This window comes from Thiomonas sp. UBA7699 (genome assembly GCF_002482605.1).
In the GTDB taxonomy this organism is placed as follows: domain Bacteria; phylum Pseudomonadota; class Gammaproteobacteria; order Burkholderiales; family Burkholderiaceae_C; genus Thiomonas; species Thiomonas arsenitoxydans.
The window spans coordinates 1-12,349 of sequence record NZ_DLGH01000018.1; the positions used below are offsets into that span (position 1 = coordinate 1).

The following is a 12,349-nucleotide window of genomic DNA, read 5'->3' on the forward strand; positions in this document are numbered from 1 at the left end:
CAATTTTCGTTCGGCACGAACAGGAGTTGGGCAATTCTTATGACTTTGTGCATATGGCAGCAGCCTGCGAACAGATCCGGTGCGGGGCTATGCGGTGATGAAGACCTTTGCCGAACCGATGTCGGCCGACTGCAGGCCGCGCGAGCCCGGATGATGGAGGCCTGGGCGCCTGCCAGCTGGGCCAGAACCCTTCGGGGGGTGGCGAAGGCAGTCCTCAGTGCCAGCGGGTTGGCAGATACGGTGTCGGATCGATCCAGCCACGCTCGTCGGCCGCCATCTCGGCGAGCAGGCGGCCGGCCACCGGGCCGAGGGTGAATCCCTGGTGGGCGTGCCCGAAGTTGAACCACAGCCCGGAATGCCGCGGTGCGGGGCCGGTCACCGGCAGCATGTCGGCAGTGCAGGGACGGGCTCCGTGCCACGGTGGTTCCGGCAGCGCGCTGCCCAGATCGACCAGCTCGCGCGCCAGGGCTTCGGCCTTCGCGAGCTGGATCGGTGTGGGGGCCGCGTCGATGGGGGCGAATTCGGCGCCCGTCGTGAGGCGTAGGCCGCGCCGCATCGGCGCGAGAACGTAGCCGCGCTCGGCATCGAGCAGTGGCAGGTCCACCGCCGCCGATGGATAGTGTTGGTGATAGCCACGCTTGAGGAATAGCGGGTAGCGGTAGCCGAGCTTGCGGATCAGGCCGTCGGCCCACGGGCCAGTCGCCAACACGGCTTGTCCGGCATCAATGCGACCGGCTTCACACAGAACCGACCAGCCGGCGCCGGCGGGCTGGAGCGTCGCGGCATCGCCCAGCAGGATGCGGCCGCCACGGGCGACAAACAGCGCCGCATAACGCTGCACCAGTGCGCCCGGATCGCGGATCGCCCAGGGGTCGAGCCAATGCACGGCCCCGGCCAGCCGCAGGCGCAGCGCCGGTTCGGTGCGGGCGAGCGCGGCGCCATCCTCGGGTGCGTGCCGCACACCGAACCGGGCCTGCAGGTCGCGGGCGCGGATTAGCGCGTCGTCGAAGGCCCGGGCCGAGCGGAAGACGAAGCGGAAGCCGTCGCGGCGAACCAGATCCTCGGCGCCAGCAGCCTCGATCAGCGGCGCGTGCTCCTCAGTGGCGTGGGCAATCAGTTGGCTGTAGGCCAGGGTCGCACGGGCATGCGACTGCGCACGGGAGTTGTGAAAATACTTCAGCAGCGGCACCGCCATCTGCTGCAGCCCGCGCAGATGCCAGTGAACTTCCGCGCCGCGGCCGAGCGCGGCGTTGAGCATGAAGCCGACGTCGCGCGGAAAGGCGTAGGGTTCGACCGCGGTCTGCTGTCTCTGGACAACATCGAGGAGCTGCGCCGCATCACCCTGCCCGACGGCCAGCCGCTGGAGTTCATCCTGGCCGTGCCGGGGCGCCGCTACGGGGAGTTCCCCGACATCCTGCAGGCCTTCCAGTCCACGGCCGAGGGCGCTAGCAGCGAGGTCGTTGACGAGGCCCGCTGGCAGGACCTGCGCCTAGTCGTGGCGCACAACCCGGCCCAGGCCGCCGAGCAGACGGCACGGCGGCGCGAGCGCATCAAGGAACTGGGGGTGCGTGCCGCCCAGTTCGCGGGCAAGCTCGACGGACAGGACACCGGCGTCAAGAGCCGCGGCCGCCAGCTCTCCGACGGTGGCGCCACGGCGCGCTTCTATCACGAGGTCAGCGAGTCGCACCTGCTGCGCATCGTGCGCGTGGACCTCAAGAGCCCGCAGTTCGTCTACAGTCTCGACGACAAGGCGCTGGCGCGTGCCGAGCTCATGGACGGCAAGCTGCTGTTGGTGACCAACGTCACCGACCTGCATCCGAAAGAGGTCGTCGCCAGTTACAAGGCCCTGGCCGACATCGAGCGCGGCTTCAGAGTCCTCAAATCCGAGATCGAGATCGCGCCGGTGTTCCACCGCCTGCCCGATCGCATCCGCGCCCACGCGATGCTGTGCTTCATCGCCCTGATCCTGTACCTGGTCATGCGAGCACGCCTCAAGCTCGCAGGCGCCAAGGTCTCCCCGGAACGCGCGCTCGAACAACTGCGCGCCATCCAGCGGCACCGTGTGCGTATCAACGGCGCCGACTCGATCGACGGCATCTCCAGCATCGACGCCAACCAGGCGCTTCTCTTCCAGGCCCTCAAGCTGCCCAGACCGACCCGCGACGCCCAGATGCCCCTGCTGTAGTGGCAATTTTTTAGCCGACACCAATGAAAACAAAGACTTGGCGCTGTTGGTGTCGAACTCGGGTGACAGGGGGAAAAAAGCCGGGGTCAAGTCTGCACCTTCCCGCTCTTGTGCTGCGCTGTGTTGCTTGTTTTTGTCTCTGAGTGCCCCACCAGTGCCCCAGGAAGCAAAAAGCCCACCGGTGAAGGTGGGCTAAGTGCATGATTTTATTGGTGGGTTGTGACAGGCTCGAACTGTCGACCTACGGATTAAGAGTCCGCTGCTCTACCAACTGAGCTAACAACCCGTTTGATTTGGTTTCAACGGTGCGTCTTGGTGGGTCTGGTGGGTCGTGCGTGACTCGAACACGCGACCAACGGATTAAAAGTCCGCTGCTCTACCGACTGAGCTAACGACCCCACAGAAATCAAGCTTGTGATCATAGCATGGCATCCATGGCGCGGGCGACGAGCATCATGCCCATGGAGGCGGTCACCATCACGCTGGAGCCGAAACCGGCGCAGTTGAGGCTGTTGTCGGGCGGTGTCGCCTCTTCGGCCAGCGGGTCGCAAGTGCTTGTTTCGGGGCGAATGATGGCTTCCTTGCTGAACGCGCAGAGCACGCCGATGCGGCCATTGCGAGGAGCGCCATGTTGGCGGCGTAGCTGGTAGCGCACGTTGGAGAGCAGCGGGTCGTGCGTGACTTCCGACAGATCGGCGCATTGCAGGGCGTCGGCATGGCGCTTGCCGCCCGCAGCGCCGGCCATGAATAGGGCCTGGCGGCGTTGCAGGCAGAGCGCGGCGAGCGCGGCCTTGGCTCGCACCTGATCGCAGCAGTCGATCACCACCTGGGCGTTAGCTGGAATGAGTGCCTCGGCGTTTTCGGCATCGACGAACTCTTCCACTCCATTGACGCGGCACTCTGGGTTGATCTGCGCAAATCGCGCTTGCAGCGCCCCCACTTTGGACATGCCCAAGGTGCTGTCCAGCGCCTGAATCTGCCGGTTGATGTTGGATTCGGCAACGTGGTCGAGGTCGATCAGTGTGAGCTGCCCCAGGCCACTGCGGGCCAGGGCTTCGGCGGCCCAAGATCCCACGCCGCCCACGCCGACGACGACCGCATGCGCCTGGAGGATGCGTTGGGCGCCGACCGGGCCATACAGCCGTGAAAGGCCGCCGAAACGCCGGTCCAGGTCGGGCGTTTCGGCGGGGGGGATGGCGACGAAAGGGGAGGCGTGCATGGTCGAGCGCGTCAGGCGGTGCGCTCGACGCGCCAGGCCTGATACTTCACCCCGAGCACAGCGCCGCCCACGATGGACAGAAACGCGATCCAGCTGGTGATGGACAGGGTGGACACCCCGCTCATGCCCTGGCCGATGGTGCAGCCCAGCGCGGTCACGCCGCCAATGCCCATCAGCGCGCCGCCGACCATGTGGTTGGCCGTATCTTCCGCGCCGCGAAAACCTTCCCAGCGGAACTGGCGCGTGATGAGCGCCATACCGGCAGAACCCGCGATCACGCCGAACACCGACACAATGCCCAGCGTCAGCACATTGCTGGCGTCGCTGTACATCATGAACCAGAACAGGGTGTAGGCCAGCGGCGCGACAAAGCTCAGCGATTCCATCTTGTTGTTCTGCGTGCCGATGTACGCGGCCTGCAGCGTTTGCGGGTCTTCCGCCAGAAAGCCCAGTTTGCCCGAAACGAACCAGACCGCCACGATGACGGCGCCCAGGCCGAAACCCGCGAGCAGGTTGTTGGCGGTACGAAACTCGCGCGCGCTCAAGGCCCAGATGCCCAGCAGCAGCCCGACGCCCAGGCCCAGCACCAGTTGCAAATCGGCCAGCGGCAGCCCGGTGGCGTGGGCAAAGATCGCGGGCAAATCCTGCGGCCCCGAGAGATTGAACGCCACTTTGTCGAACACCCGCACCCGCACCTCGGCCGTGATGCCGCGCAGGGTGATGTAGGCGAATATCGCGATCATCACAAAAACGACCACGGCTTTGAGATTGCCCTCGCCAATGCGCACCAGAGTTTTGCTGCCGCAGCCCGAGGCCAGCACCATGCCGAAGCCGAACAACACGCCGCCCACCAGGGCCGACAGCCAGAGCACCCTGGACGTGGTGTAGATCGTCTGCGCCGAGTCGATCTGCCCGGTGGCGGCCAGCAGATTGAAGCCGATGGTCGCCGTGGCAATGGCCAGCACCCACATGCGCATGCGCATCCACGAGCCCATGTTGACAATGTCGCTTACCGACCCCATGGTGCAAAAACGCGTGCGCTGCATGATGGCACCAAACACCAGGCTCAGGGCGAAGCCCGCCCAGAGGACGGTGGCGTTGATGACGGGAACGGAAGCGAACGACATGGAAGAGAAAGTGCCTGGATGACGAGAACGGATGGGTCTCGCCGCAATGCGTTATTGTTCCATGACGATGCCAGCCGTGTTGCCGGGACGGGGTTCGGCAATCCGGCTCGCAGTTTGCGGGAACGACGCTGCCGATCACTCTGTCACGGCCGCTGCAGCGGCCGTGACGGTCACCTCAGCTTGGCCAGCCGGTCGCGCCCGGCCTGCGCCGCTTCAGACTGCGGGTAGGTCTTCACCAGTTCGTTCAGCGTTTTGCGCGCTGCGACGATTTGCCGCACCTCGATCTGGCAGTTCGCCAGCCCCAGCATGGCTTCGGGCAAGCGCGGGTTGTTCGGGCTGCTCTGAATCAGGCCCTGAAACGAGGCGATGGCATCCTTGTACTGCTTTTGCGCGTATTGCGCGTTGGCCAGCCAATACTGGGCATCGGCGTCATACGGGCTGGACGGATACTGCGCCAAAAACGCCTTCAACTGCGTGGCGCTGCCCGCAAAATCACCGTTGCGGAAGGTGGCCAGCGCCTGCTCGAAAGCGGCTTTTTCTGCGGGCTGCACCGTATAAGTCTGACCGTTGATCTGCACCTGCACCGGCTCCAGCGGTTTGAGGCGCTGGGTGAGCTGCTGCTGGCTGGTCTGCAGCTTGCCCAGCGCATCGTTGAGCTGCTGTGTGGCGGCGTCTTGCTTGCCGCGCACCTGGGCGATTTCTCCGCGCATCTGCTCGATCTGGTTCGACAGATCGAGCAATGAGTTGCGGATCTGCTGGATCTGCTGCGCCTGCTGCGCGAGCTGGTTCTGCGTGGCCTGCTGGTTCTGCGTCACCTGGTTGCGCAGATCAAGAATGGCGCGCCGCGCCTCGTTGTCCGGGAACATGTCGGCATGGGCTGGCGCGGCCAGACCCATGCCCAGCCCCGCGGCCAGCAAAGCCGCAGGCAGCACCTGCTGCACACGGCGCAGCGGGCGGGCGGCTTGCGAAAAAGTGAAGCGGCTCATCGTTGATAGACGATGTCAACGCGACGGTTTTCGGCGTAGTCAGCCTCGGTGTTGCCCAGGGCCTTGGGCTTTTCCTTGCCGTAGCTGATGGCTTCCATCTGCGCGGGCTTCACGCCGAGCAGCTCCATGCCCTTCATCACCGCATCTGCACGCTTCTGGCCCAGCGCCAGGTTGTATTCGCGGCTGCCACGGGCATCGGTATTGCCTTGCAGTTGCACATGAGCCTGCGGGTGTTGCGTGAGATAGGTGGCGTTGGCGTTGAGCACCGGGGTGTATTGGCTTTCCACCGTGTAGCTGTTGAACGCGAAATACACGCTCTTGGGCACGTTGGGGCCGGGGCCGGCGTTGGTCTCAGCCGGGGCTTGTACCGCGGCGACCTGGTTCTGACCAGCGCCGTTGGCATTGGCGCCTGCGGTGCCGCCTTCCACAGCGGTGGGCGCCTTGGACTCGACTGGCGCTTGTTTGACAGGCACGGGTGACGCGCAGCCACCAAGGGCCAAGGCGGCAGCGAGTGCGGTAAATACCAGGGTAGTGCGCATGTTCACGAGTTTCTCCGATCAGATCAGGGTGGGTAAAAAGGGGTGGGTGCAACGAAGAACAGATAAAACGAGAAAAAAGGAAAGCGGAATAAGAAATTATCAGTGGAAAGCAGCCTCAGCGATCCGGCGTCCAGGGTCCCCAACTGGGTTCGCGCACCTGCACGCCGGCCTGCGACAAGGTCGAGCGCACACGACCGTCAATCGACACCGTCTTGAGCACTTCACCGCCACGCCCCCCCGCAGAATAAAGCACGATCTGGCCGTTCGGGGCAAAACTCGGGTGACCGCAATCGCTGCCATCATCGAGCAACTGGGTGGCGTTGGTGGCGAAATTGATCGACCAGAGCTGGTAGCTGTTGCCCTGTTGTGAAATGTAGGCCAGCGTCTTGCCGTCCGGGCTGATGGCCGGGCTGACGTTATAGCCGCCGCTGTAGGTGATGCGCTGTACGCTGCCGCCATTGAGCCCGACCTTGTAAACCTGCGGGCCGCCATCGCGGTCGCTGACGAAATACAGGCTCTGGCCGTCGGGCGAAAAAGTCGGCTCGGTGTCGATCGAATACGAGCGCATCAACTGCCGCGGCGTGCCGCCTTTGCTGGGCATGAGATAAATCTGCGAGCGCCCGGTGAGGGTGAGCACCACGGCCAGCGTGCTGCCATCCGGCGAGAAGGCTGGTGCGCTGTTCGATCCCTTGAAATTGGCCACTGCGCGCCGTGCGCCGCTGCGCACATCCTGCATGAAGACGACGGGCTTGCCGGTCTCGAATGAGACATAGGCCAGTTCCTGCCCGTTGGGCGACCAAACTGGCGAGAGCAGCGGCTCGCGACTGCGCAGCGCAAACTGCGGATTGGCGCCATCGCTGTCGGCGATGTTGAGCGAGAAATTGTGCTGTCCCGCCTTAGTGATGTAGGTAATGCGCGTGGCAAACACCCCGCGCTGTCCGGTGAGCTTCTGGTAGATGTAATCGCTGATCTTGTGCGCCGCCAGTCGCAGGTCGCCCGGCATGACCGTCAGCGCCAGACCACCGAGATCGGCCTGCTTCACCGCGTCCCACAGGCGGAACTGAACTTGCCAACGCCCGCCCGCCACCTGCGCCACGCTGCCCCCCGCCACCGCTTCGAGATTTTGCGAACGCCAGGCGGCGTAATTCGGCGGGCCTTGCTCGGTGAGCGTTTGCTCTCCCAGATTGCTCACGGCGAACAGCCCGCTGCGCGTGAGATCGGCCCGCACGATGTCGGCAATCGGCTGCGGGCAATGGTTCAGGTCGCGAAAAGCGCCGATGCCCACGGGAATCTGCGTGGCGCCGATGCCCGAAACATCCACCTTGAACTGCGCCTGCGCCGATTTGGCCAGCGCGGCGAGCCCAACAAAAGAAGCCGCCCCGCGAACAAGCGGAGCAGAGAGAGAACCTAAAACAAAGCGGCGTCGCTGCATGAGGGTGTCAGTAAAAGAGCCGTGTTGCTTCGGCCAGACCGAAGCCAACACAGCAATGGAATTCTAAGAAGGACGAGAGCCCTGCCGGAGTAAAAATTCGCAAGTCTTGCTGCGATGCGCAATTGAATTAGAACAGGACGACAAAAAGGCTGAGTTGGGAAAGGGGGAATGGTTCCGGGCAGGCATCAGTTGGAGTAGACGATCTCGCAATCGTCATAGGCTGCTTCGCGGATGCCTTTTTTTGCCACATACCCCGCATTCGGATCGCTCATGCGTTCTTGTAAGCGCCTGACATTAGCCGATTCGCGATCTCTGCTGGCCTCCTTGTGCCATAGATGCAGCACTTCGGTGGCCCAAAAACCATTGATACGTCGGCAACCTGCTTGATGTAGCCGCCAGACAAAGTCCGCGTCTTCATGCCCCCAGCCGACGAACATCTCGTCAAAACCGTTGACTTTGTCAAAATCCTCCCGCCAAAGAGAGAAATTGCAGCTCCTTATTCCTTTCCAATGAAACACGGCAGACCCGCGTCGGCATTGGTGGGGAATACGCATGACGGTCGGAATCCATTTATTCGTTTGGCCCGTAATTTTTTGCATAAGCCAATAAGAAGATGAAAGACCGATAGTTTCTGGCCTAGCTATAACTTTTTTTGTTAAATTTTTATTCAGTAGCACGCGACTGCCATTTATGAAACATCTTGGCCTCTTGAGAAATAAATGCTGAAGAATGAAGTCTTCCTTTGGAACGCAATCACCGTCTAATAATATAATGTAGTCACCCGATGAATTAATAACGCCTTGATTTCTTGCGCGGGCCGCCGTAAATCCAATATCAGGATGCCAGATATATTTTATTTTGAATGGCCAGTTGCGCTCTGCTAAGTGCTGCTTAATGGCCAGCCTGTGATGTACGGTAGATCCGTCATCTGTAATAATTACTTCCTGGGGCTTTATATTTTGATGGGTCAAGCCGTAGAGTACTGCAAAAAGTGCATCACTACGATTGTATGTCAATATAACTACACTCAGGTTGCTCTTTGTGTCATTTGGACTGGTCACGTTGCCTCACCCATGTCTTGACATGACGATAATAAACTCCCTCTGCATTGGCAACAGCCAAAATAAACCCCATACGGCCATCTAAAATACCAAGTCTTAGAATATAAGTTCTGAAAAAAGCCCATAGCCCTTTAAAAATTGCTCTTGTAATGGATGTGCGAACTCCTAGCTCGGTGAGTCGCATGGAGCCAGAAGTTGAGTAGGAGTTCATTTTTTCAATCGACTGCTCAATGCTGACTATGGAATTATGTATGATGCAGCCTTTTAATTCCGCAAGTTTTCCTGAGAAAATGACTCTTTCGTGTACTATGTCGTCAGTAAATTTTCCAGCAGATTTTTTGAAAAGACGCACAACCCGATCTGGCCACCATCCGCTATGCTTCATAAATTGACCGCAATAGCTCGACTTTCTGGGGATTGAATAGCTGACCGCATTATGGTGCTCGCCATTTAATATGGTGATTATTTCCTCTTTTAGTTCAGGGCTGAGTTGCTCATCTGCGTCGAGTGATAATATCCACTCGCCAGCGGCTTCTTGCAATGCACGGTTTTTTTGTGGCCCGAATCCAGGCCAATCAGTTTCATTAACTTTTGCACCCAATTGGCGGCAAATTTCCTGTGTTCCATCGGTGCTTCCCGAGTCAAATACAATGACTTCCTCTGCTATTCCTTGCGTGGAATTAATGCATTTCGCGATGTTACGCGCTTCATTTTTTGTGATTATTATCAAGCTCAAACTTGCCATCTTAATCAAGCCCCGAATGATTATTTTTGTAGGCGAAATTTTTAATGGTGTGGCCCGTACTGTGTTGGAGTACTATTGCCAAAAGAACTACAAAAAATCTCCCTTCGCCTGCATCAAGAAGTGTGGAGTTAAGGCCTGAGTATAAAATGAACGCAACTAATAAGGCATATGCCCACTCCTCTGGTTCATTGTTCATCAGCCTCGCTTTTATATATATTGTGACGATAAAAAATATTTCAAAAAATAGGCCAAATATTCCAAGCTGCGATAGTATCAAAAGATAATCATTGTGCGGGTTTGAACTGCCGACTTGAGTGGTGCCAACTATGCGCTTTTCGTATTGGCTTTCGAAGCTTCCCGTGCCATGTCCAAAGAAGGGCGCACTCCGAATTATGTCTATGCTATTCTTCAGAAATTGCCATCGAATAACAATCGAACTTTGTTCCACCGGCGCTTTTTGTTGAATTGTTTCCGCATTCGATATACTTCTTCCTATGCGATCACGCGAGACTGGAGAGGCCAATAGAAGCGCGGTAATGGTGATTAGTGCAACCCCAGCCGATGGCAGCCTCCATCTTGGTTGTATGTTTCGATAAAGAAACATAGCTGTGAGTGCGAAAAATATCACATAGCCGGTTCGCCCGTTGTTGACGGCCAAAGTATTAAAGGAGCTGGATAGAAAAAGTATTAAATAAGCAACTTTCCAGTTCTTGTCACTATGCTTAATGGCGCGGTATGCGAATATGTAACTTGCAATTGATGTATAAAGGCCAAAGGTGATCCTGTTTTGAAAGCCAATATAGGCTTGATTTGGATCGGTATAGAGCGGTATGATGCCAAAATATCGTGCGTAAGATACTAGCAATGACAGGACTAGTGCGGTCAACGCCGCGTTTAATGCCAAGCGCTTCAATCTTTCATCGGGAGCGAGTCCAATGATGATTGGGATTGCTAGCAATTTGAGATATTTTGTCCAGAACTCGAATGCTTGTGAAAGCGGCGTTGCGCCGTAAAGCATACCTATGGCTAGCGCCGTGAGTAATCCCATCGCGGCCCAAGCTAGAGAATTTCTGCGAATGCGAAGCCATGTGTTTTTCTTGAGGGATTGGAGGAAAAACGCGATCAGCAAAAAAACCAACGAAGCGGAGCCCCATGCTGTCGGTAGCGGAGTGGAGGCCGCGGCGAAGACAATGGCAAAAGTTGTAAATATTGAAGTGTCGGTCAAGCTGCTGGAGGCTATGCTCTGTCGCTTTATAAGCATGAGTGTTCTATATGTCTGAAAGAAGTTTGAGACCGTCTGGCTCTGCGGTTCGTCTGCTGCGGCAACTTTTCAACGCCACCCCCCGCAACCGCTCCGCCGCCTTGCTCATCGTGCTCTTCGCCGCGATTGTGGCAGCGACCGAGCCGGTGCTCCCAGCCCTGATGAAGCATGTGCTCGACGTGGGCTTCACGGCGAAGCGGGACTTCCCCTTGTGGGCTGTGCCTGCGGTGCTCATGGGCTTGTTCACGGTGCGGGGTTTGGCGTGGCTGGCTTCGCAGTTTCTCACTCAGTGGTTGACGCAGAACGTGCTCGCGCGGGTGCGGGAACTGGTTTACGGGCAGATTGTGCACGCGCAACTGTCGCAACTCCAGCGCGAGAGCGCCAGCAGCCTGATCGGGGCGTCGGTGTATGAGGCGCAGTTGGCGCTCGGCATGATCTTTCCGGGCCTGCTGACGCTGGTGCGCGACAGCTTCACCCTGATCGCCTTGTTCGGCTATCTGCTGTGGGTCAACTGGAGTCTGACGCTGTTGACCCTGGGCATTTTGCTGCCGCTGATTTTCACCATGCGCATCATCAGCCGCCGCGCCAAGCGCTTGAATGCGCAGATGCAGAAGGCGGCGGAAGAAACCTCCTACGCGCTGGAGGAGGGCATGCTAGCCGCGCCGGTGATTCGTGTGCACAACGCGCAGAACGGTTTTGCCGCGCGGTTCGATCGCATCAACCAATTTTTGCGCCGCACCACGGTGAAAACGCTGGTGTCGGGCTCCACGACCACGCCGGTGTCGCAATGGCTGTCGGCGCTGGCGGTTTCGGTGGTCATCGTGTTTGCCATGTGGCAAAGCGATGTGTCGGGGCAGCACAGCGTGGGCGGCTTTGTGGCGTTCATTACCGCGATGATGATGACGCTGTCGCCGCTGCGTCGCGTGGCCGACATCGTCCAGCCGATGATGCGCGCGCTCAGCTCCCTCGACCGTCTGCGCAGCATTGTGGATGCGCCGCGAGAGCAAGACACTGGCACGCACACCGCTGAGCGCGTGCGCGGCGACCTTGAGTTTGACGATGTGGGCGTCACCCTCAGCGCCATGGACCGCCCGGTGCTCGACGGCATTCGCCTTCGCGTGCAGGCGGGCGAGAGCCTTGCGCTCGTAGGCCCTTCCGGCGCGGGCAAGACCACGCTCATGCGCCTCGTGCCGCGCCTGCTGGAGCCCACTCGGGGCCGACTGCTGCTCGACGGCGTGCCGCTGCGCGACTGGAGTCTGCACAGCCTGCGCGAGCAGATCGCCTATGTCGGGCAAGACGTGGTGCTGCTCAACGACAGCATTGGCGCCAACGTCAGCTTCGGTTCCGAGGTGGACGAAGACCGCGCCTGGGCCGCGCTCAACGCCGCAGCATTGGGCGATTTCGTGCGCGGCTTGCCCGGCGGTTTGCAGGCCCCGGTCGGCCACAACGGCTCGCAGCTCTCAGGCGGGCAGCGCCAGCGGCTCTCCATTGCCCGTGCGCTCTACCGCAACGCCCCGCTGCTCATCCTCGACGAAGCCACCAGCGCGCTCGACGCCGAAAGCGAGCGCCTTGTGCAGCAAGCCATCAACCGCCTCATGGAAGGCCGCACCACCATCGTCATCGCCCACCGGCTTGCAACAATAGCCCACTGCCACCGCATCGCCGTGCTCGACGAGGGCCGGCTGATTGAACTCGGCACGCAGGCCGAGTTGCTGCAAAAAGACGGCCTCTATGCCCAGCTACACCGCATGCAGTTTCGGCCAGGCGAGGCCAAGTCAAATGCGGGCTGAGCCT

At 59.7% G+C, this 12,349-nt stretch carries 10 protein-coding genes, 2 tRNA genes and 1 pseudogene; 2 read left to right on the forward strand and 11 right to left on the reverse strand.

What is annotated here, in order from left to right; translation table 11 throughout:
* Nucleotides 1-214: 214 nt before the first annotated feature.
* Complete coding sequence (locus B3H47_RS07080) at nt 215-1,258, reverse strand: NAD(P)/FAD-dependent oxidoreductase (protein ID WP_156053328.1); 1,044 nt, start codon at nt 1,256-1,258, stop codon at nt 215-217.
* Between the two features lie 33 nt (nt 1,259-1,291).
* On the opposite strand from B3H47_RS07080, the pseudogene B3H47_RS07085 reads away from it, so the two are divergent.
* A pseudogene (locus B3H47_RS07085) lies at nt 1,292-2,185 on the forward strand (IS1634 family transposase); the annotation flags it as partial.
* A gap of 210 nt (nt 2,186-2,395) precedes the next feature.
* On the opposite strand, the gene B3H47_RS07090 reads toward B3H47_RS07085, so the two are convergent.
* The 10 genes from B3H47_RS07090 to B3H47_RS07135 form a co-directional block, all read right to left on the reverse strand.
* Nucleotides 2,396-2,471: transfer RNA gene (locus tag B3H47_RS07090), tRNA-Lys, on the reverse strand.
* A 36-nt stretch (nt 2,472-2,507) separates the two neighbouring features.
* Nucleotides 2,508-2,583, reverse strand: a tRNA-Lys gene (locus tag B3H47_RS07095).
* A gap of 20 nt (nt 2,584-2,603) precedes the next feature.
* On the reverse strand, nt 2,604-3,404 hold the full coding sequence (locus tag B3H47_RS07100; protein ID WP_286730761.1) for a tRNA threonylcarbamoyladenosine dehydratase: 801 nt from the start codon (nt 3,402-3,404) through the stop codon (nt 2,604-2,606).
* An 11-nt stretch (nt 3,405-3,415) separates the two neighbouring features.
* Nucleotides 3,416-4,531: a YeeE/YedE family protein gene (locus tag B3H47_RS07105; protein WP_286730754.1), complete on the reverse strand. Its 1,116-nt coding sequence runs from the start codon at nt 4,529-4,531 to the stop codon at nt 3,416-3,418.
* 170 nt (nt 4,532-4,701) lie between these two features.
* Complete coding sequence (gene ybgF / locus B3H47_RS07110) at nt 4,702-5,517, reverse strand: tol-pal system protein YbgF (RefSeq protein WP_013106737.1); 816 nt, start codon at nt 5,515-5,517, stop codon at nt 4,702-4,704.
* Entirely contained in the window at nt 5,514-6,056 is a 543-nt protein-coding gene (gene pal, locus B3H47_RS07115) for a peptidoglycan-associated lipoprotein Pal (RefSeq protein ID WP_156055300.1), read from the reverse strand. The genes ybgF and pal overlap by 4 nt, the downstream gene beginning before the upstream one ends.
* 115 nt (nt 6,057-6,171) lie before the next feature.
* Nucleotides 6,172-7,488 carry a Tol-Pal system beta propeller repeat protein TolB gene (gene tolB, locus B3H47_RS07120; protein ID WP_286986580.1) on the reverse strand — a complete coding sequence of 439 codons (1,317 nt, stop codon included), beginning with the start codon at nt 7,486-7,488 and terminating at the stop codon, nt 6,172-6,174.
* A gap of 185 nt (nt 7,489-7,673) precedes the next feature.
* Nucleotides 7,674-8,549, reverse strand: coding sequence for a glycosyltransferase (locus tag B3H47_RS07125; protein WP_286730753.1), 876 nt, complete (start codon nt 8,547-8,549; stop codon nt 7,674-7,676).
* Nucleotides 8,533-9,294: a glycosyltransferase family 2 protein gene (locus B3H47_RS07130; RefSeq protein ID WP_286986581.1), complete on the reverse strand. Its 762-nt coding sequence runs from the start codon at nt 9,292-9,294 to the stop codon at nt 8,533-8,535. Before B3H47_RS07130 ends, B3H47_RS07125 begins: the two co-directional genes overlap by 17 nt.
* A gap of 1 nt (nt 9,295) precedes the next feature.
* Complete coding sequence (locus B3H47_RS07135) at nt 9,296-10,519, reverse strand: O-antigen ligase family protein (RefSeq protein ID WP_286986582.1); 1,224 nt, start codon at nt 10,517-10,519, stop codon at nt 9,296-9,298.
* Nucleotides 10,520-10,566: 47 nt separating this feature from the next.
* Between B3H47_RS07135 and B3H47_RS07140 the strand changes: the two genes are divergently transcribed.
* Nucleotides 10,567-12,345: an ATP-binding cassette domain-containing protein gene (locus B3H47_RS07140; RefSeq protein WP_286986583.1), complete on the forward strand. Its 1,779-nt coding sequence runs from the start codon at nt 10,567-10,569 to the stop codon at nt 12,343-12,345.
* Nucleotides 12,346-12,349 lie beyond the last annotated feature (4 nt).